This window comes from Vibrio sp. zbq_1, from assembly GCF_043102935.1.
In the GTDB taxonomy this organism is placed as follows: Bacteria; Pseudomonadota; Gammaproteobacteria; order Enterobacterales; family Vibrionaceae; genus Vibrio; species Vibrio parahaemolyticus.
On record NZ_JBICJH010000015.1, the window covers coordinates 255,448 to 275,004 of the forward strand.

Sequence of the window (19,557 nt, forward strand, 5' to 3'; positions counted from 1 at the left end):
GCAGACGATAGACGTAAAGAACCCCGCCAATCGCGGGGTTCTTTTTACTTTATCAATAACTGCGAGTTAAAGACAAAAGTGGCAGTTTTCTCGACTTAAACCATAACCACCAGACAGATTGGTGATATGAGTTCTGCCTTCTTGAAGCCCCATTTCATACCCTTCGAGTAGAACGGATTGGCGCATCGACAAGCGTTGCACATGAAATTCATCCGGCGGTGCAATCACTCTCACGCGGGTTCCTTGTGGTGGATTGCGGATAAATTCCAAGGACTCATTGTAGTTCTCTGAACGATGCAACATCGCTTCTGCCATTTTAGGATGTTCAGCAAACAACTTGTTCATTAACCAAGTATTTTTTACTGGTTTTTTGGAGTAATTCAGCGGGTGCGATAGCACAACCGTAATGTCTCGCGCTCCTCTTCGGTAAGCTTCTCGAACCGGAATAGAATCCGCCACACCACCATCGGTATAACAACCACCAGAAAAACACGGAGTATGTTTGTAAGCAATCGGCAATGCTGTTGTCGCTTCTATCGCATGATGGAAATTTTCTCGCGTCACTCGATAGTAGTCCGCTTTACCTGTGTCCACATTCGTGGTGGCCGCAAAAAAAGGAATGCCTTCAAAAAGCTTTTTCTCATCGACGGGATACAAACGGTTGGACTCTTCAAACAGCCATTTTACATCAATCAAATCGCCACCTTTGAGGAAACGGGTCGGATCGAAAAAGCGCTTGCTGGTCGCGAGCTTTGTAATCACATTTATACTGCGGTGCGGGTAATCGGTCAGATAACCAATCAAATTAGATGCGCCTGCCGACACACCAATCGCAAAATCAAATGGCTTATAATCTCGCTCTAGAAATGCGTCTAACACGCCACTGGCAAAGACGCCGCGCATCGCTCCACCTTCCACTACAATTGCTTTCGTTGCCATGTTTCCCCCATTAATTTCTCGGAAAAGAGTAATGAAATTCGTGCATTAGCAACAATTGGTTATTCTTATTATTGAGATAGGCGAAGTCTATGTATTTCTAGCTTAGAAAGTGAAAACTAAAGATCAAAAAATCCACACTTATGACGCAACACAAGTGTGGATTTGGGAAATATGGGAAGAGTTAGGCAAATACGGTTTTGTAGGCTTCGCCAGCACCATCGATGAACATTTGGGTGCCGATAACTGCCAAAATCAGGCCCATCATTTTTGTCACCACATTCAAAGCACTAGGCCCTACCGCTTTGACCAGTTTGTCCCCGAACAGGAACAATATGTAGGTGATGATACAAAGAACCGCAAATGAAACGATGGTAATAATGGTTTGGTCAAAACCACCTGTGGTCGCAAAGTTCATCGCTGTCGCAATCGTACCCGGCCCCGCGAGTATTGGCATCGCCAACGGTGATACGGCAATACTCAAGGCTGCCTGTTGCTGCGCAGGCGAATACGCTTTTTCCTTGGTTTTTTGATGCGTGGAATCTCCTTGCAACATATTAAAACCAATCATGAAGACTAAGATTCCCCCAGTAATGCGCAGCGCATAAAGGGTGATACCAAAGAGGTCGAAAATCACTTTTCCTGCGATGGCAAAAATAGCCACGATGACAAAAGCAATAAACACCGAACGAAGTGCTATTGATCGAACGGTCTCTTTATCTTCATCCGCCGTGAGGCTCAAAAAGATAGGAATATTGGCAATGGGATTCATGATCGCAAAGAACCCCATGAACACTGTGACGGTATGAAGTATCAGCTCTTTCATCTTTCCAACGTAGATAAACTATTGATTCTAAAAACAGTATATACCTTCACAAACAGAATGCGCGCCGTTTCCCCAGTCTGAACTCAAACTTATGCTCTAAGGCACAGTTTTTCTTTCGCGATAGTTTACCCATTCATTAAATACCGCTAAGGTGAACGCTCAGCCTAAAAATAGAACAAAGGATGTTAAGTCATCATGAACAGTACGATCCAAACCATTCTTGGCCACCGTTCCATTCGTAAATTTACCTCACAGCCTATCGATAAAGAACAACTGGAAACCATCCTTCAAGCGGGTCTTGCCGCATCCTCATCCAGTATGTTGCAGGTAGTATCAGTTGTTAGAATCACGGACACAGAGAAGAGATCACAACTAGCGAAATTTGCAGGGAATCAAGCATACGTTGAAAGCGCGGCAGAGTTCTTGGTGTTCTGTATCGACTACCAGCGTCACGCCAGTATTAATCCTGATGTTCAAGCCAATTTCACAGAGTTAACACTAATAGGCGCCGTAGACTCAGGAATCATGGCTCAAAACTGCTTACTGGCAGCAGAATCGATGGGCTTGGGAGGCGTATACATTGGCGGTTTAAGAAACAATGCTCAGCAAGTGGATGAGCTACTGGGGCTACCCCAGAATACCGCCATCCTATTTGGCATGTGTTTGGGCCATCCAGATCAAAACCCAGAAGTTAAACCTCGCCTACCTGCGCACGTGGTGGTGCACGAGAACCAGTACCAAGATCTCAACTTAGATGACATTCAAGCATACGACCAAACGATGCAGAACTACTATGCAAACCGCTCAAGCAATCAAAAACAAAGTACGTGGTCACAAGAAGTTACGAGCAAGCTAGCAGGTGAGTCTCGTCCGCATATTCTTCCGTATTTGAATGGAAAAGGGTTAGCGCGCAGATAAAATCCAGTTGACATCAACTGGATCAAAAAAGGCCTCGTTAGAGGCCTTATAAACTATACAGAGATAACTTAACTATTAGTTACCGCCCGTAGCACCAGTACCGCCACCCGGAAGTGGATCAGGCTTAACTGGTTTGCCAGGTTTTGCATCAGGAATTGTTGGAACAGTTGGTTTAATTTGATCTGCAGGTTTTCCTGCAGCGATATCTTTTTCAACCTGCTCAACAACGTTCTTTGTATCTTCTTCAGAAATCTCTACGTAAATCACTTCATCAGAACCCGCGCTAGCTTTAGGGTAATGTGGATTTTTCGCAATCACTTCTTCGGTAATCGATTTTGCAGCCACTGCTACAGCTTCAGGTGCAGCTGTTGGGTTTGCTTTAATGATATCCGATACAACGTTCGCTGTAGCAACTAACTTCGTAGCAAGTGCACTATTACCGCCTTCACCTTGAAGACCTTCAACTACTGACTCTGTATCACGAAGGATTTCATCAACCGTTTTACCACTTGCATTAATATCAATACCTAAGTTCTCGAATACTTTTTCGGCGATATCAGAAGAGTAAATCTCACCTTCTTTCAAAGAGTTATAAACCAAAGTCGTAAATGGAGAGCCTGTTACTAATGAATCCGCCTGCGCTAAGCCTTGAGGGATTTTGTAATCAGATGTAATAGGTTTACCATTTGATGCGTCTTTACTCTCATCAGTATGCGTCAATACGAAAGCACAGTCACCTGGCGCATTTACGACATTGATATTTTCAAAACGCGCTTCACCAACCATACCTTCATAGTTTGTTGTATTTTCAATCGCGTCGTATGTTTCACCACCACATACAGCTTGAACCTTCATGCCGATAACAGCTGGATCATAAGCCTGAACTGAGTAAGTTTTCACTACTGGGTCACTGTCACTACCACAACCTGCCAGCAGAACCGCAGCCACACTTGCCGTTAAAAGTTTGATTTTCAAAATTAGCTCCAATAATTTGTTGTTATATCCGACCGCAACAGGAAGCATAACGGCAGTTGCATATGGTGTAAATAGGATGCATACAACTTTGGCATGAGTTTTTTCACATTAATCTCTGTTTACCTGTGCAAAATCATGCATTCGTCTCAATAACTCTAGATAGACACATTTTTGTCATATATTTGTCAGTATTTTTTTAAGTATCTAGTTGCCTTTATTGCAACCAGATGGATAATAGTTGTCTATTTTTTGTGGGTCAGTTTTCAACCTTCATTAATAAAACTAAAGCTCTAAGTCGCAAGCAGCCATTTGGAGTGCTTATTACATAAATAATTCTGAATGGACTCGTTTTCTACAGGCTTAAACTGCAGTAAAACATCAATATTGATGACATGCAGCTCAACTAGAATGATTCAATTTCAGTCGGCAAATTTCTTTCGGTAGCTATAAACCAATGAATACACTTAATAAATTTTTGGGGATAACTGTACTTCCTATCGTCCTTTCAGGCTGTACACTTCCTGGTAGCCATCTTTCTATCAGCGATAAAACGGTAATGACTACCGAATCCAGTGACATAGAGTCTCAAGTTACCGTTTATCCCCTAACTTTGGAGCGAGTCACTTCTTTAAACTCTATTGAGCCTTTCTCGAAACCAAACCCAGAGCTAGATGTGGAAATAGCCAAATATGAGTATGAGGTTGGCCCCGGTGATATTCTGAACATCACGATTTGGGATCATCCAGAGCTCACTATTCCTGCGGGTTCGTACCGTAGTTCTGCGGAAGCTGGGAACTGGGTGCATTCTGACGGCACCATTTTTTACCCATACATTGGCGTTGTAAAAGTGGAAGGCAAAAACGTTCGACAAATTCGTTCTGATATTGCAAGCCGTTTAGCAAAATACATTGAAAGTCCTCAAGTAGACGTTAGCGTCGCAGCTTTTCGCTCTAAAAAAACCTATGTTACAGGTGAAGTGAACAAGCCAGGCCAACAAGCGATCACTAACATTCCACTAACACTTCTAGACGCAGTAAACCGCGCAGGTGGACTTGCTCAAGAGGCAGACTGGCGCAATGCAACTCTTACACGCAATGGGGTGGTTGAAAACATCTCGCTTTATGCACTAATGCAACAAGGTGATCTCACTCAAAACCGTCTTCTAAAACCGGGCGACATTGTCCACATCCCACGTAATGACGCACAAAAGGTATTCGTGATGGGTGAAGTCAATGATCCAAAACTGCTGAAAATTGATCGCAGTGGTATGAGCCTTACTGAAGCACTGAGTAACGTCGGTGGTATTAATCAAATTTCGGCAGACGCCACGGGTGTTTTTGTCATTAGACGTTCAAAAGAAGAATCTAAAATGGCAGACATCTACCAGTTAGATGTGTCTGATGCGTCTGCACTCGTTATTGGTACCGAGTTTGATCTAAATCCATATGATATTGTGTATGTTACCACCGCTCCGATTAGCCGTTGGAATCGTGTAATTACACAGCTAGTGCCTACGATTTCAGGCTTTAATGAGCTAACAGAAGGTGTGCTACGCATTCGCACTTGGCCATAGAATTAACATGAGCACAAGAGTTGAACCTTGTGCTCTTTTCTAATACCAAAAGAACCGTTGTTGCTCTTCAGAACAAGATAGAGCATGTAGATTCGATTATTTAGCAATAGCTTAAATAGGGTGAGAACTTGTTTTCTAATATTCTCGTTGTCTGTGTAGGCAATATTTGCCGCTCCCCGACCGGGGAAAGGCTTTTACAATCTTTGCTTCCTAATAAGCAAGTGGCTTCAGCAGGCTTAGCTGTCCACAAAAGTCATCTATCAGGAAAGCCCGCAGATCAAATGGCTGCAAACCTCGCCAGTGAACACGGTATTAGTTTAGACGGGCATGAAGCACAACAATTAACACCAGAGCTCTGTGCTCAGTACGATCTTATACTGGTAATGGAAAAAGGCCATTTAGAAGCCTTAACAAAAATTGCTCCGGAGGCTCGTGGTAAAACCATGCTATTTGGACAATGGATCGAAGAAAAAAATATCCCTGACCCATACAGACAAAGCAGGGAAGCATTCGAGCATGCTTATGCGCTGATAGAAAAAGCTGCATTGGCATGGTCAAAAAAACTATAAGTCGAAAGACTATACATAAACGCTAATGGCAAGGTATTCAAGAAGTTAAAGTAATGACAACACAAACTATTAAACAATCACGTCAAGTCGACGATGAAATCGATTTGGGGAAGCTCTTTGGTATCATTCTTGATGCTAAGTGGCTCATTTTATGTACCGTCGTCCTATTTTCTATTGTAGGTGTCGGTGTTGCCATTCTATCTACACCTATCTACAAAGCTGATGCTCTGATTCAAATTGAAAGTAAGAGTTCAGGTGGTATTTCTGCAATGGTTGGTGATATGGGAGAATTGTTCTCCGCCGAATCATCTGCCACTACTGAAATTGAAATCATTAAATCTCGTATGATCTTGGGTGGCACTGTAGATAAGTTCAACTTAACAACCGTTGCATCTCCTAACTATATGCCAATCATTGGCAAAGGCTTAGCACGAATCCAAGGCGAGCAAATTAGCATTAACGTTACTCGTTTTAACGCTCCATCCTATGCGGTCGGAATTCCTCTAACATTAGAAGTTGTAGATGCAGAGCAGAAAGCATTCAAGCTAACTGAGGATAATGGCAGTGTCGTACTTGAAGGAAGAGTTGGTGAACTGCTTGAGAAGAATGGATACCAATTTTTAGCAACTGAATTAGTGGCTCAAACTGGTGACTCATTCACGGTCAGCAAAATCAGTAAGCTAGATGCAATTAACAAACTTCAAGAAAACCTTTCAATCAGCGAGCGTGGCAAGCAAACGGGAATTATCTCTTTAAGCTTCTCTGGCGAAGATCGTACTAAAATTCAAGCCATCCTGAACGATATTAGCCAAAACTACTTCTTACAAAATGTACAACGCAATTCCGCAGAAGCAGAACAAAGTCTTGAGTTTTTGAAAGGCCATCTACCAGATATCAAAACTAAACTGACGGCATCTGAAGATGTACTTAATCGATTCCGTCAAGAAAATGAATCCATCGATTTAGGCTTAGAAGCTCAATCAACATTGAAAGTGATGGTTGAATTAGAAGCTCAGTTGAACGAGCTTACATTCAAAGAAAGTGAGATCAGCCAACGCTTCACTCAGGATCACCCGGCATACAAATCGCTGCTTGATAAGCGTCAAACCTTGCTTAAAGAAAAAGAGCGCCTAAACAAACAAGTTCAAAAACTACCTAAAACTCAACGTGAAGTATTGCGTATGACACGTGATGTAGAAGTTAACCAACAAATCTACATCCAGCTATTGAACAAGGTGCAAGAACTCAACATTATCAAAGCAGGAACCGTTGGTAACGTTCGTATTCTTGATAGTGCTCAGTCATTTTCTAAACCAATAAAACCAAAAAAAGCACTCATCGTTGTTTTGGCGACGTTGCTAGGCGGTATGGCTGGCGTTGCATTCGTATTGATTCGCGCAGCCTTCCACCGTGGTGTAGAAACGCCTGACCAAATCGAGCAAATGGGCATTCCGGTATATGCAAGCGTGCCTAAGTCTATTCAGCAGCTAGAGTTTGCAAGCAAACTGAAGCGCAATAAGAGCAAAGGCAACAATGAGTTGGTTTTACTTGCTGAAGCGAACCCTGCAGATTTATCTATCGAAGCTCTTCGAAGCCTACGTACCAGTTTGCACTTCGCAATGATGGAAGCGAAAAACAACGTGCTTATGATTTCCGGTCCTGCGCCTTCTATTGGTAAGACATTTGTCTCGACCAACTTTGCAGCCGTTGCTGCGAAAACAGGTCAAAAAGTGCTTCTTATTGATGCAGATATGCGTAAGGGTTACCTACAACAATGCTTCGGCCTACGTTGGGATAATGGTCTTTCAGAATACCTGAGCGGTAAAGTAGCACCTAGTAACATCATTAAATCGACGTCAATAGACAATCTAAATGTGGTTACTCGCGGTCAGGTTCCACCAAACCCTTCCGAGCTTCTTATGCACCCTCGCTTTAAGAGCTTTATTGATGATATGTCCGCTGAGTACGATCTAGTCATCATCGATACACCGCCTGTACTTGCAGTAACGGATCCAAGCATCGTTGGTGCACTTGCTGGCACCACATTGATGGTAGCTCGCTTCGACCAAACGACATTGAAAGAAATTGAGGTAGCACGTGGTCGCTTCGAGCAATCAGGTGTAGAAGTTAAAGGTGTGATTCTCAATGCGGTTGAGAAAAAAGCATCTAACTCATACGGCTATGGATACGGCTACTACAACTACGCGTACAAAAGCGAATCATGAATTAATCTAGATCGCTAATTTGACCAAATATTACAAAGCCCTGCTAGAAACAGCAGGGCTTTTTCTATTGCACTCTTAATTGCTTGTACGTCAACAAACTGAGCGAGACAAAGAATATTGGGTCACTCCAACCAAAACCGACAAATACTCCTGTAATGCTGGCATAGGTAGTAATCACTGCCCCTAACCCATTAGTAATCAATAATGCTTTAAACAGCTGTTTCGCAGTCTTACCAGATTCCACATCACGTAACATCAAACTCACCGCAGCGATTCCACCTAAAAAGATCGACGTATGTTGCGATAAAAACAGCGCGTATTGGTCGTTAATTTGTACGCCATACATCGGCCACATCATGGTTGGTACAAAAAACAACGCAAAAGCGAATACCGTATATATGACACCATGAACGGTTAGAAAAGTGCGGTTGGTCATCATCTCCTTATCCTCCAATAGGCCCTTGATTGATCGTCGTTAACGGCACATTGATATCGAAGATTTGACCTCGTACTTCGACTACGCCCATTTTTCGTAAGCGTGCGGCATGCATTTCGAGATAAGCTTGCGCCGTGGCTTCATCTTCAAAAAGATAGATACCACCACCGAGTTTGTCTTTTTCGCTTTCCGTCCAAATTTTCCAAATCATGCCCGGCTCTTGGTTAATCGACTTAGCTAAGTCGACCAAAGCATTCGACATCTCTTCACCAAACGGACCATGAAATTCAAAATCAACTTGCAATAATTTCGCCATCTTGAGTCTCCTCTTCTTACTGACTCGCTTTTGATGACAAGATTATTACCTTTATAAAACTGACAAAAAAGTTCATAATTTTGCCATTAACTGTCTAAAAAATTGACTCATGAGACTAAAAACGACCTTAGAACAATGGCAAACGCTACAAGCGATTGATCAAGAAGGCAGCATTCAATCCGCAGCTTTGCTGCTCAACAAGAGCCATACCACATTGATCTACTCGGTGAGGAAGCTAGAAGACCAACTTGGTATTCAACTTATCGAAGTACGAGGGCGCAAAGCAGGTTTGACTGAGCACGGTAAAACCATACTGCGTCGTGCACAATCCATGCTTGAACAAGCGCGGGAACTGGAAGTCATCAGCGAGCAGTTAAAAAGTGGGGTGGAATCTCAAATCACGGTCGCAGTAGATCATCTTTGTGACCCTTGTTGGCTTTATGCACCACTCAGTCAATTTTTGGAGGACAACAACACGACCTCCGTTCAAGTGGTTGAAACGTCACTAAGCAAAACAACCGAAATGGTCGTAAATGAACTCGCTGACATCGCAATCATCAACTTACCGATAACCAACTACCCTGCCGAAGCATTTGGCGTAACAACCATGCTGCCTGTAATCGCAGCACACCATCCACTCGCTAAAAAGCCGCATGTTTCCATCGACGATTTTGCAACCACCAGCCAAATTGTCATCCGTGACTTAGGCAATTCAGACAAAACGAAAAGAGATGTGGGTTGGTTACGCGCACGTCAGCGTATTACCGTCGATAACTTCGACCACGCTTTTCACGCAGTAGAGCAAGGCGCTGGATTTTGTCGGCTACCAGCGCACTTAGTCGCAGCCCGCAAGAGCGATAAAATTAAAGTATTGGAGATCGAACACTCCCATCAATATCAGGTTGCGCTGCACCTCACTTTGCCCAAAGGAGCCAAAAGCGGTCCTGCGACTCAAGCGCTTTATCGTACTTTACTCAAAAGTGTAGAAACTCGAGCCTAGCTACAGTGGTATTGAGTTGAATCGCTAGTGTTATCGCCTATTGATTCTACCTAAATATAGAGAAACGGCCATTTTGTGACGCTACACTCTCACAAAAGGTTGCACGGAGGATAGCGACCACCTACTATCACTCTGCTCATGCCTAAAGCACCCAACACTCGCGGAAAGAACTCGGTTCACGGCAATATCCTCACCTGCTTGGTTTAGCAGGCACAATCTGTTTTTACCTTCTTTTTAGCTTCTATTTAGGCGAGTGTGGAAGAAATAAGAAAGGTGAAATATGAACTCTACAAATAGCTTCTCGATCAATATCAATCAGCAAAAATCCATTGCTAAAAAAAGGCTCAAAGCTATCCGCCTATACGATGACGCTACGTTGGAGTTAGTTAAGCGATGTCACTCCAAACCAGAGTCATTGACTCCCAATACAATTCAATTGGCTGACGTTCAACATGCACTCGCAAGAGAACTGGGCTTATCCAGTTGGAGTAAACTAAAAGCTCATGTCGCAGAGCTAGAAGCGCACAAACGAGCCATCAAAGAACAAAAACCGCCCCTAGATGCGAAAGTAAAAACGCTACACGTTCGTTGTGGCCACGACATTCAACAACAACTTAAAGCCAGCGGATTTGAAGGGAAATTTTTAGCCCTGATCGATCCGCTTTGTATTGGCCCCATACCAGAAACACCGCAGAACTTCCTTACCATTCGTGCCCAATATGTCGTAGAAACTCTGCTGCCCGTGATGAAGCGTGAAGACTCGATTCAAGATATAGTCACATTGGAACAATCAAACCTCGAACTATTGCAAAGTGATGTATTTGAACGAATAGTCTTTTGGGTCGAACATGACAGCTATGATCAATTGATGCTAATTCGCGCTCTAACACAGTTAGAGAATGTAGAGAATAAAGTGATAGAGATCATTGAGTTGAACCAGTTCCCAGGCACTGAGCGATTCATTGGCTTTGGGCAGTTGCCTGAAGAAGCTATTCGTTCTTGTTGGCGATACCGTAAACCCGTATCTGCTAAGTTATTGAGCCAAGCAAAGCAGTGTTGGCAAGCAGTGTCATGTTCCTCACCAAAAGCTATCGTCAGTTTGATAGATCAACATCAACTGGATTGCTTACCGAACATGTCCGATGTGCTTAGGCGTCTCTTGCAAGAACTGCCTCATACCAATAGCGGTTTGAGCATGACTCAACAGCTTGCTTTAAATGTATTGAGTTCACAGCGTTCACCCATCTCTGTAACAGAGTGGTTCAAGCGGTATCAGCAAATTGAACCGCTACCTTTTTTAGGTGATGTCATGTTTTACGCCCTACTGTTTCCACTGACTCAATCCGAAGTGCCGCTTTTCGCTATCGACTCATTAGAGAAGAATTGGTGGGAACAAAAAGTTACGCTGACCGAATTTGGCAAAGCGTGTTTAGCAGGCCAAAAGCGAGCAAAGCAATGTTACTGGGTGGGCGGAATGCGAATAAGCGAACATAATCATTGGCGTTGGGATCACCAACGCATCTCCTCACTATCTCACTACAAAAAATCGTAATTACGCAACCTTGAGCTGCGATGCTATTGACTGTAGTGAGCATTAGCATCGCCGTCTGGATCCAAATACTATTACGGCCTATCACCTATTTCACACTGCATAAACCGTAACTATTTATGCAAAAATCAGTTTCCGCCTCGAAGATATGCACATCATTCCTTATTTAACCGAAATGTAAGAATTCATTTCTATCGGTTGTATGTTCGATAAAAGTGTTAAAACTTGAAGTTTTCAACCAGTCACTTCATTACAATTTAGTTAAAGTTCTATTTTTTATAGTGACAAAGTTCACATCTATTAATCAATCAGAGGATTATTCTTTCGTATTTTCTCACTCCACTGCTACTCTGCTCGCCGCTTTGAAGTGAACTCAAGGTGCATAACTATAAGGAGTGTTCTCATGAATACCAAGAAACCGATGTCGCTCACCAGCCGAGTAATTTTAGGTATGGTAGCGGGTATCTTGACAGGATTTGCAATTCGCACACTTTTTGCCGACAACGGATTTGTCGACGCATACATCGTTAATGGATTATTTGAAGTTGGTGGGCAGATCTTCGTCGCCAGCTTAAAAATGCTTGTCGTACCACTAGTGTTTGTTTCACTGGTTTGCGGCACGAGCTCTCTAAAAGACCTTTCTACATTGGGTCGCATGGGTGGTAAAACCCTTGCTTTCTATATAGCAACAACCGCTATCGCTATCACACTTGCGCTTACAATGGGCACGCTATTCCAACCGGGAGCTGGCGCTGATCTGACAGCAGCAAGCTCATTTAAGTCGGCAGAGGCGCCTTCTTTGGGTCAAGTGATCATCGATATGTTCCCGACCAACCCAATCAGCGCGATGGCAGAAGGTAAAACCCTGCAAGTGATCGTGTTTGCGGTTCTGTTTGGTGTCGCGATCAGCGCAGCAGGTAAGCCTGGTGAGCGAATTGCAGCATTCTTCTCTGATCTAAACGAAGTGATCATGAAGCTTGTAGCAATTTTGATGAACCTAGCTCCATATGGCGTGTTCTTCTTGATGGCGAAGTTGTTTACTGGTCTTGGCTTAAGTGCCATCGTCAACCTAGCCGAGTACTTTGTTGTGTTAGCGGGCACACTATTGCTTCACGGCCTAGTGACTTACAGTCTAATGCTAAAAGGCTTTACTGGCCTTAGCCCAATTACGTTCCTACGTAAGATGGAAGACGCAATCATGTTTGCCTTCTCAACGGCATCATCAAACGCGACCATTCCAGTGACAATGGAAACAGCAAAACACCGCATGGGCGTAGATAACCGTATTTCATCATTCACTGTTCCTCTAGGTGCAACCGTGAATATGGACGGCACAGCCATCATGCAAGGTGTCGCAACCGCATTTATTGCTCAAGCATTCAATATTGATTTGAGCATGGGCGATTACATGATGGTTATCATGACCGCAACACTTGCCTCTATTGGTACTGCGGGTGTTCCTGGTGTTGGCCTAGTAATGCTTGCTATGGTATTGAACCAAGTTGGTCTGCCACTTGAAGGTATCGCGCTCATCATGGGTGTTGACCGTCTTCTTGATATGATTCGTACCGCGGTAAACATCACTGGTGACAGTGCAGTAACCGTCATCGTTGCGAAATCAGAAGGTGCATTGGATGAAGCTCGCTTCAACGACCCAATGGCAGGCGTTGCCGAAGAAGAAGTGCATCTTAAACGCGCTGACGCCTAAATCGTTCTACGATTAAATTATCCTGTCTAAGCGAAAACCACCTAATTGTAAGGTGGTTTTTTCGTTTCCAATCAAACGTCAAAAGGGTTAAGTTACAATTATAATTGCTCCTAGATTTCTCTTAGTTACGAATCAGCAAGTAGCTAGACTAAGATAATAACTCTTCTGAATAGTTAGGATTCCTCATCCATTATTATCAATTTGAAAGTGATATAACAGACATTTTCATAATAGCGAGATGCAAATTCCATTATTAAATTAAAGCTCAAAACCAAATGGTGATAGATAGTAGTCTGATAATTAAGTTTGCACTAAGATACACACATCATAAACTCATGTTTAAAAGTAGTATTTTTTTATTCACTTTCTCATTTTCAATACTTACATTAGGTTTTAACGAAAGTATGTTCGGTTTTTTTAATAAATTTAAATATACATTAAGCCCAGAGATAAAGGGCACTTTAGTTGTTGATAAAACGCCTCTAGAAAATGTCACCGTCTACTTGGAAGCTAGTTTTTTAAAGAATACTTACAAGAGAAGTTCAACCACCAATGAGTTAGGTGAATTTAATTTCAAACCTGTCATACATTCTCAAAGATTCAAAGAATCAGCTTTGAATCAAACATATTCATATATAGGTATATATACCTATATAAATGAAGAAAAGAAATATATTTGGGAGTCCCAGTTAAACTACGTTTCACCACCTATATTTATAGAAGACAACCTAAATAACCTTTACTGTGAAATTGAAAACAAAGAATTCCGGTACTTTTTCAAGAATATCAACCTAGATAATGCTCGAGATCTAATGGTTATTAGCAACTGCAATTTAAATGGATTTTTATATAAAACAGAGTTTACGGAGGATACGTAATGCCGTCTTTAACACCAAAACTTGCATCAGAGATCGCGAACATACCGTATGGAGTATACCAGGGACAAGGGAGACTAGCCTTTATGGGACAAGACGGTTTTGAAAAACACTTTGTATTTTCGCAGCAAGATGTTTTTAGTGGCCGAACTGGAGGTATAACAGGATTAGATCGTATCCCATTGTTTAGAAAAGTGATACCTGGTGTAATGAGAACATCTGAAGCGTTTGCGGTAATTGGAGTTGGAAAAGGAAAATATAAGGGAGATTTAGTAATTTCCATTAGAGGGACACAAAATGCCAATGATTGGGTAACTAACCTAAATGTAGGCCTCAAAGGCGCTCCAAATGGCTCTATTGCTCACTCTGGGTTTATTAATTCATTTTCAAGCATCAAACCTAGTATTAAACAGTATTTACAGCAATGCCAACGTTTACCTAGACGTGTTCACTGTGTTGGGCATAGTTTAGGAGGGGCTCTGGCTTCATTATGTTCTGATTGGCTTAGAGAAGAGTATTCATTAAGAGTGAATTTATATACTTTTGGCGCACCTAGAGTAGGTTTAGAACAATATTCCCGTAAATCTAGTAAAAGTAACGACAAAGTATACCGCTGTACTCATGGCGCAGATCCTGTACCTAAAGTACCTGTCTGGCCATTTATTCATGCACCACACAATGGAGATGAGTACCGCTTAGACGCTAGTACTGGCTTTAATATAAGTGCTCATAGTATGTCTAGCGAAACAAATTTAGGGTATTTAGATAATGCTAACTCCGAAACGTGGGGAGCGATAAAAGTCAGGTCTAACAAATACTTGTATACACCTACTAGATTTAAGTTTGAGCACAGAAACCAAGCATCATTTACAGAGTATTGGTCAGAAAGAATTCAATCAGCCTTAATAACCTTATTAAAAGATGCAGGCTTGTTTTCAGCAATAGCAGTCCAAGCTACAGTATCAACTGGAATGACATTTTATGACATACTCGCCAGAAATATAGAAAAAGTAGCTAAAGCATCTAAAGTAAGAGAATCACAAGTCAAAGGGCTGTTAGGTCATATGTTGGTGTTTATTGGAAAACCAGTAACAGCAATTGAAGATATGTCTGCAAAGTTTATTAGAAATGTTTTTCTTATGGTATTTGGAAAACTTTATCGAGCAGCACAAATGGCTATAAGTGCGGTAAAATAAGTTCTCAACTTAATCCGCCATCGAATTCAGTTTTTCTCTGGCTTGTGCTTCGTGTTCTTTAGTGATGGCATTGCCGACAGAGTTAGCGGCTAACGTAAGTGCTGCCATGTCATCGGTAAAGCCGACGCCTGCTAGTACATCTGGCACCATATCGGTTGGTAATACAAAGTAAGCCAACGCGCCACCTAAAATCGCCTTATGGCGAACGGCGGTGTTGGAATCTGTCATCGCGAGCCATGATTTGATGCCCATTACGGCAATTTCTTCACCCGCTTTCTTAACCGACCCTTTCATTTTGCGCCAGAAGGTTTTCTCATCTGGCGCTTGCATCGTTTGATCTTTAGCGTCTTTCGGCGCCGATTTTACAGACATTGTTGTGGTCATCGTTGCCTCCGAAATTTATGACTGTGACCAACATATTAATAAATCGAACCTGAACGCAAGATTAATAACAAGAAAGGATAGTAAAGTGAAACAAAAACACAGATAGAAAAACCCCCAAACCGAAGTCTGGGGATCGTGATGTTGGGAACTAAGTTGTCGAGTGCGCTACTGAGCTATCTTCTCCAGTACACGCATCAGCATTTTTATACGTGGTTCGATAGACTCAAGCAACAAGTACTCTTGGTCACTGTGGAAACCTGCACCGATAGGTCCTAGACCATCCAAAGTTGGAACGCCAAGAATTGCCGTATTGTTTGCATCAGAGCCGCCACCCACTTCTTTCCAGTTGATGTCGATAGACAGTTCACTTGCTGCTTCTTCAACTAATGCCATCAAGCTTTCAGTTTGCGTGCTTGGCACCATAGAGGGTTTGTAAGCTTCACGAACCAACTCGATGCTAACGCCATCAACGAATGGTGTTTCCAGCATGCCGTTTAGCTTGCTATCGACATCATCGTATTCTTCATTACTCCAGAAACGCACATCCACGATCGCTTCAGCGTGCTCAGGGACGATGTTTGCGCCGTTACCGCCAGACACAATACCCACGTTTAATGTGGTGCCAGATTCGAAGTTCGTCATGGCATTGATTGCGAGAATCCAGTTCGCCATCTCGGTAACTGCACTGCGGCCATTTTCTGGCTCGTTGCCAGCGTGGGCTGCAATGCCATTAAACGTGATTTTGTAACGCGCCATGCCTTTGCGCGCTTTGACTAAACCTCCGTCTGCGCGTGCTGCTTCTGCCACCAATACGTTTTTCGCGTTTTTTGCAACAGATTGAATCCAGTCGACCGAATCTAACGATCCGGTTTCTTCGTCTGGGTTCATGCAGATACAAATCGACAGTTTATCCAACACCGCTTGGTCGAGGTTACGCATCGCGTACACAATATTCAGCAAGCCAGATTTCATGTCCGAGACACCCGGACCGTACGCTTTGTCAGCGTCTTGAGACATAGGACGTAATCCAGCGGTGCCGACAGGGAACACTGTATCCATGTGACCAATCAGCATCACGTCAACTTGCTCAGCCTCAGGCTTGTTTCGAACTTCAAGACCGATACCCGCTCTGCCACAGTCGATGCGTTTTACGCTCCAACCAGACATCGCTTGGTACTTCCCTTCAAATTGAGAAGCGATGAAGTCAATGCCATCAGTGGTGTACGTGCCACAATCGACATTGATCAGAGGACGAAGTTCTTCGAGATATTCATTAAGAGAAAACTGCATGATTGCCCCCTAAACAAACAAGTTCATGACTAGCATTGCGCCAAATGCGTTCAATACGGAAATCGCAATCATAATTGGGATATAACGACCTTCAGTACCGATAGGTCCCATAATTCGACCCATGTACTGAACCTGAGAGCCCATTAGGTAAATTGCAGGTGCAAGAATCGCGATGTGCGTACCGTTCAAGATGCCTTGGTCAAACAATGTGATAACCACGCCAACTGCCCCGCCCATCGACATCCAAGCACCAATCAGCACCGCAGCCGCTTCACCTGGCAAACCAAAAACCGCCATTACTGGAGAAAATACCGAGCCCATCAAATCCAACGCGCCAGTAATCTGCAACGCCTTAATGATGACAAACGCCATAAGAACGTTAGGCACGGTTGATGTTGTCGCAATAACCCAGCCTTTTTTAGCGCCTTCAACGAAAATATCCGTCACCATCGGCTTACTTACTTTTACGTCACTCATTACGCCGTCTCCTCTTTTAAGTTCTCAGATTTGCTTTGCTCTTGCTTGTCTTCTTTACCTTCTGTGATGTTTAGATAGATACGGAATAAGTTCGCACCCACAATTTTAAACAAAAACATCACCACAACCGCCAAACCAATAGAAGATGTTACGGCAAGCGAGCCATCCGCCATCGTCAGCGTAAACAGCACCGCCCCTGAGGAGAAAAAGTTAACAATGGTGGCACCAGCAGTGAACTGGAACATAGTGAACACATCGGTTTCGCGTTTGGTGAGATGGCCTTCATCTTTAAGCTGACGAGTCATCGCCGCGCCCGCGTCGGTACTTTGCAGCGAAGCGATAAGAGCCAAACCAGAGTTACCCGGAATCCCCATAATTGGACGAAGAAGCGGCGTTAACAGTTTGCGTGCCGCTTCTAGTGCGCCATAGTGCTCAAGTACATTGATCATACCCAGTGCGAACATAACGGTAGGAATCAAAGTAAGTGCAAAAATGAAACCGTCACGTGCACCGCTACCACCAGTACCACGAAGCGACGTTGTTGCAACTTGCACACCGTCAGCCGTTTCGGTGACACCATAAGCCACCTTGCCAAAAGAGCCATTCAACGTGGTGAAATCAAATACGCCATACCATTCGTTCGATTGCATGAGACCAGAAAAGAAGACGACCGCAAACGCCAGTGCAACGTAGCACCCCAGCGTAACCTTGCGCTCGGTTTGAACAGGATTTTTCATAACATTACCTACACATGTGGGACAGGACACATATGTTCACCCGAATAATGTGCTAGAGAGATGATCAAAATCAATCCGCCTGCCGAACATTCTGGCGACTCAGTTATGAAGTTTTGTTTTATGATTTTAATCACATTTGAAAGATAATAAAAATTTGTGCTAACAATTAGGTATATTAATCTATATCGATACCTCAGGACTTCTTCATCAATCCGACCAATGATTCTGACGAATATTGCTTTCTACAACATTCATGACGTACTTCATACTTTGGCATTGAGGCGATATCGATTAACTCGAAAGTAACATTCCATAATGAAATTTAGGTTAGGATTGTCCGGTCATATGCAAACGGCATAAACCAGAATCAACAGGACTAGGCAGCCCATTGTTACGCTCACAACCTAAAATAGCCAAGTGGACACTCGCCCTCGTGTTTTGGGTGGTGATGGTATGTTTGAGCCAAAACTCCGGCTTCTCGAAAAGCTGCCCTAAGGCTCACCAAATACAGAGTCAGCAAAATGAAAGCGTGAATTGATCACCATCTTGCGACCTTTCAGAGAAGCTGGTTCAAGCGTACCAACACCAGTTTGATCATATTCTTATTCCATTTTTTCTGTTTGCTTTGATTGTGGCGCTGCCGATGGCATCCACAGCAATTCGTTATCTGGAATACACAGAACCGATACGGGAAAAGTATCGGGTTCACCTAAAACTTTGCGTGTTTAGAGAATAAATCCAGCAAGGCGAGAAACCCGCTCGCCTGACTTTTGTACGTATTTTATTCACTTCACACAACAAACAACGAAATCTAAAAGTTTTAGGAAATATTATGACATTCACTCGTACACTTTTGGCGTTAACGATGGCTATCGTACCTGCCGTATCTTTCGCATCAGAAAAGACCTCAGAACAAAAGCTAGAGGAAATTACTCAGATACTAAAAGAGAACCCTCAAATTCTTGATTCATTGCACCAAAACCTGCAAGAGTACATTGCGTATCAACAGTCATTTGGCGACACCTTGAAGGAGGTTCGTCAATATCTAAATGATGGCAAACATTCCTCTTTTGGCGCTGAAACCCCAGAGTTAACCATTATTAACGTAACGGACTACAGTTGCCCTTTTTGTAAACGTTTAGAAGGCGAACTGGTCAAAAATGGTAAGGAATATCCGCAGATAAAAGTGCTTAACCTCAATGTTTCTTTTAAAGAACAATACGAGAAAAACGGCTACAACTCGGCAAGTTACGCATTAAATGTTTGGCAAAACCAGCGAGATAAGTACGAACAAGTGCATGAGTTATTGGTGAAAAAACCGGGCGCACATGATGCACGTTCGTTAAAACAGATCGCGAAGAAAACGGGGACAGAAGCGCAGCTTGTCGACGACAAAGAAACCAAAGCGCTGCTTGATAAAAACTATCAGTATTTCACGCAACTTGGTTTACGCGGCACGCCCGCGTTGATCATTAATGATCAGATCATTCCTGGTTATGTGCCGTTTGACGAGCTAGAAAAAGTCATCGACCAAGAACTGGCGAACTAAAACAACAAAGCCCTTCCT

General features: G+C 43.0%; 19 protein-coding genes and 1 pseudogene. 11 read left to right on the top strand and 9 right to left on the bottom strand.

The window, feature by feature from the left end:
- Positions 1 to 66 precede the first annotated feature (66 nt).
- Together ACF8CV_RS09130 and ACF8CV_RS09135 are read right to left on the bottom strand one after the other, a co-directional pair.
- Entirely contained in the window at positions 67 to 939 is an 873-nt protein-coding gene (locus ACF8CV_RS09130) for a patatin family protein (protein WP_005458402.1), read from the bottom strand.
- A gap of 181 nt (positions 940 to 1,120) precedes the next feature.
- Entirely contained in the window at positions 1,121 to 1,762 is a 642-nt protein-coding gene (locus tag ACF8CV_RS09135) for a MarC family protein (protein WP_005458325.1), read from the bottom strand.
- A 195-nt stretch (positions 1,763 to 1,957) separates the two neighbouring features.
- Here ACF8CV_RS09135 and nfsA point away from each other — a divergent pair, with 195 nt between their 5' ends.
- A complete protein-coding gene (gene nfsA, locus ACF8CV_RS09140) occupies positions 1,958 to 2,680 on the top strand; it encodes an oxygen-insensitive NADPH nitroreductase (RefSeq protein ID WP_138938104.1) in 723 nt (240 codons plus the stop codon).
- Between the two features lie 75 nt (positions 2,681 to 2,755).
- On the opposite strand, the gene ACF8CV_RS09145 is transcribed toward nfsA, so the two are convergent.
- The gene (locus ACF8CV_RS09145; protein WP_138938105.1) at positions 2,756 to 3,655 is read right to left on the bottom strand and encodes a hypothetical protein; all 900 of its coding nucleotides are present in this window, start codon (positions 3,653 to 3,655) and stop codon (positions 2,756 to 2,758) included.
- Positions 3,656 to 4,109: 454 nt separating this feature from the next.
- On the opposite strand from ACF8CV_RS09145, the gene ACF8CV_RS09150 reads away from it, so the two are divergent.
- The 3 genes from ACF8CV_RS09150 to ACF8CV_RS09160 all read left to right on the top strand — a co-directional run bounded on the left by ACF8CV_RS09150 (position 4,110) and on the right by ACF8CV_RS09160 (position 8,022).
- Entirely contained in the window at positions 4,110 to 5,228 is a 1,119-nt protein-coding gene (locus ACF8CV_RS09150; protein ID WP_023584498.1) for a polysaccharide export protein, read from the top strand.
- A gap of 128 nt (positions 5,229 to 5,356) precedes the next feature.
- Positions 5,357 to 5,797, top strand: coding sequence for a protein-tyrosine-phosphatase (locus ACF8CV_RS09155; RefSeq protein WP_023584497.1), 441 nt, complete (start codon positions 5,357 to 5,359; stop codon positions 5,795 to 5,797).
- Between the two features lie 53 nt (positions 5,798 to 5,850).
- Positions 5,851 to 8,022, top strand: a complete 2,172-nt coding sequence (locus ACF8CV_RS09160) for a polysaccharide biosynthesis tyrosine autokinase (RefSeq protein WP_021484128.1) — start codon at positions 5,851 to 5,853, stop codon at positions 8,020 to 8,022.
- Between the two features lie 64 nt (positions 8,023 to 8,086).
- Here the strand turns inward: ACF8CV_RS09160 and ACF8CV_RS09165 are convergent, their stop codons facing one another.
- Both ACF8CV_RS09165 and ACF8CV_RS09170 read right to left on the bottom strand, forming a co-directional pair.
- Positions 8,087 to 8,458 carry a hypothetical protein gene (locus ACF8CV_RS09165; protein ID WP_025520864.1) on the bottom strand — a complete coding sequence of 124 codons (372 nt, stop codon included), beginning with the start codon at positions 8,456 to 8,458 and terminating at the stop codon, positions 8,087 to 8,089.
- Positions 8,459 to 8,465: 7 nt separating this feature from the next.
- On the bottom strand, positions 8,466 to 8,774 hold the full coding sequence (locus ACF8CV_RS09170; RefSeq protein ID WP_005499937.1) for a monooxygenase: 309 nt from the start codon (positions 8,772 to 8,774) through the stop codon (positions 8,466 to 8,468).
- Positions 8,775 to 8,883: 109 nt separating this feature from the next.
- Between ACF8CV_RS09170 and ACF8CV_RS09175 the strand changes: the two genes are divergently transcribed.
- The 5 genes from ACF8CV_RS09175 to ACF8CV_RS09195 all read left to right on the top strand — a co-directional run bounded on the left by ACF8CV_RS09175 (position 8,884) and on the right by ACF8CV_RS09195 (position 15,102).
- Positions 8,884 to 9,774 (top strand): LysR family transcriptional regulator, encoded by an 891-nt coding sequence (locus ACF8CV_RS09175; protein ID WP_021450521.1) that lies wholly within the window; start codon positions 8,884 to 8,886, stop codon positions 9,772 to 9,774.
- 280 nt (positions 9,775 to 10,054) lie between these two features.
- A complete protein-coding gene (locus ACF8CV_RS09180; RefSeq protein ID WP_031820829.1) occupies positions 10,055 to 11,326 on the top strand; it encodes a DUF1835 domain-containing protein in 1,272 nt (423 codons plus the stop codon).
- Positions 11,327 to 11,726: 400 nt separating this feature from the next.
- A complete protein-coding gene (locus ACF8CV_RS09185; protein ID WP_005458380.1) occupies positions 11,727 to 13,031 on the top strand; it encodes a dicarboxylate/amino acid:cation symporter in 1,305 nt (434 codons plus the stop codon).
- 404 nt (positions 13,032 to 13,435) lie between these two features.
- Positions 13,436 to 13,909: a DUF6795 domain-containing protein gene (locus ACF8CV_RS09190; protein WP_020838249.1), complete on the top strand. Its 474-nt coding sequence runs from the start codon at positions 13,436 to 13,438 to the stop codon at positions 13,907 to 13,909.
- Positions 13,909 to 15,102 (top strand): lipase family protein, encoded by a 1,194-nt coding sequence (locus tag ACF8CV_RS09195; protein ID WP_015313641.1) that lies wholly within the window; start codon positions 13,909 to 13,911, stop codon positions 15,100 to 15,102. The genes ACF8CV_RS09190 and ACF8CV_RS09195 overlap by 1 nt, the downstream gene beginning before the upstream one ends.
- A gap of 9 nt (positions 15,103 to 15,111) precedes the next feature.
- On the opposite strand, the gene ACF8CV_RS09200 is transcribed toward ACF8CV_RS09195, so the two are convergent.
- The 4 genes from ACF8CV_RS09200 to ACF8CV_RS09215 all read right to left on the bottom strand — a co-directional run bounded on the left by ACF8CV_RS09200 (position 15,112) and on the right by ACF8CV_RS09215 (position 17,990).
- Entirely contained in the window at positions 15,112 to 15,486 is a 375-nt protein-coding gene (locus ACF8CV_RS09200; RefSeq protein ID WP_005458336.1) for a YkvA family protein, read from the bottom strand.
- A 165-nt stretch (positions 15,487 to 15,651) separates the two neighbouring features.
- Positions 15,652 to 16,776: a M20 family metallopeptidase gene (locus ACF8CV_RS09205; protein ID WP_208871067.1), complete on the bottom strand. Its 1,125-nt coding sequence runs from the start codon at positions 16,774 to 16,776 to the stop codon at positions 15,652 to 15,654.
- Between the two features lie 9 nt (positions 16,777 to 16,785).
- Positions 16,786 to 17,253 carry a YjiG family protein gene (locus ACF8CV_RS09210; RefSeq protein WP_005458317.1) on the bottom strand — a complete coding sequence of 156 codons (468 nt, stop codon included), beginning with the start codon at positions 17,251 to 17,253 and terminating at the stop codon, positions 16,786 to 16,788.
- A complete protein-coding gene (locus ACF8CV_RS09215) occupies positions 17,253 to 17,990 on the bottom strand; it encodes a nucleoside recognition domain-containing protein (protein ID WP_005480162.1) in 738 nt (245 codons plus the stop codon). Before ACF8CV_RS09215 ends, ACF8CV_RS09210 begins: the two co-directional genes overlap by 1 nt.
- A 448-nt stretch (positions 17,991 to 18,438) precedes the next feature.
- Between ACF8CV_RS09215 and ACF8CV_RS09220 the strand changes: the two are divergent.
- Together ACF8CV_RS09220 and ACF8CV_RS09225 are read left to right on the top strand one after the other, a co-directional pair.
- A pseudogene (locus ACF8CV_RS09220) lies at positions 18,439 to 18,726 on the top strand (hypothetical protein).
- Between the two features lie 96 nt (positions 18,727 to 18,822).
- Entirely contained in the window at positions 18,823 to 19,539 is a 717-nt protein-coding gene (locus ACF8CV_RS09225; RefSeq protein ID WP_392416707.1) for a DsbA family protein, read from the top strand.
- The last annotated feature ends 18 nt before the right edge of the window (positions 19,540 to 19,557 follow it).

Coding starts and splice junctions, on each gene's coding strand:
- ACF8CV_RS09130 (WP_005458402.1), bottom strand. CDS start 939: ATGGCAACGAAAGCAATTGTAGTGGAAGGTGGAGCGATGCGCGGCGTC.
- ACF8CV_RS09135 (WP_005458325.1), bottom strand. CDS start 1,762: ATGAAAGAGCTGATACTTCATACCGTCACAGTGTTCATGGGGTTCTTT.
- nfsA (WP_138938104.1), top strand. CDS start 1,958: ATGAACAGTACGATCCAAACCATTCTTGGCCACCGTTCCATTCGTAAA.
- ACF8CV_RS09150 (WP_023584498.1), top strand. CDS start 4,110: ATGAATACACTTAATAAATTTTTGGGGATAACTGTACTTCCTATCGTC.
- ACF8CV_RS09160 (WP_021484128.1), top strand. CDS start 5,851: ATGACAACACAAACTATTAAACAATCACGTCAAGTCGACGATGAAATC.
- ACF8CV_RS09165 (WP_025520864.1), bottom strand. CDS start 8,458: ATGACCAACCGCACTTTTCTAACCGTTCATGGTGTCATATATACGGTA.
- ACF8CV_RS09170 (WP_005499937.1), bottom strand. CDS start 8,774: ATGGCGAAATTATTGCAAGTTGATTTTGAATTTCATGGTCCGTTTGGT.
- ACF8CV_RS09175 (WP_021450521.1), top strand. CDS start 8,884: ATGAGACTAAAAACGACCTTAGAACAATGGCAAACGCTACAAGCGATT.
- ACF8CV_RS09180 (WP_031820829.1), top strand. CDS start 10,055: ATGAACTCTACAAATAGCTTCTCGATCAATATCAATCAGCAAAAATCC.
- ACF8CV_RS09185 (WP_005458380.1), top strand. CDS start 11,727: ATGAATACCAAGAAACCGATGTCGCTCACCAGCCGAGTAATTTTAGGT.
- ACF8CV_RS09190 (WP_020838249.1), top strand. CDS start 13,436: ATGTTCGGTTTTTTTAATAAATTTAAATATACATTAAGCCCAGAGATA.
- ACF8CV_RS09195 (WP_015313641.1), top strand. CDS start 13,909: ATGCCGTCTTTAACACCAAAACTTGCATCAGAGATCGCGAACATACCG.
- ACF8CV_RS09200 (WP_005458336.1), bottom strand. CDS start 15,486: ATGACCACAACAATGTCTGTAAAATCGGCGCCGAAAGACGCTAAAGAT.
- ACF8CV_RS09205 (WP_208871067.1), bottom strand. CDS start 16,776: ATGCAGTTTTCTCTTAATGAATATCTCGAAGAACTTCGTCCTCTGATC.
- ACF8CV_RS09210 (WP_005458317.1), bottom strand. CDS start 17,253: ATGAGTGACGTAAAAGTAAGTAAGCCGATGGTGACGGATATTTTCGTT.
- ACF8CV_RS09215 (WP_005480162.1), bottom strand. CDS start 17,990: ATGAAAAATCCTGTTCAAACCGAGCGCAAGGTTACGCTGGGGTGCTAC.
- ACF8CV_RS09225 (WP_392416707.1), top strand. CDS start 18,823: ATGACATTCACTCGTACACTTTTGGCGTTAACGATGGCTATCGTACCT.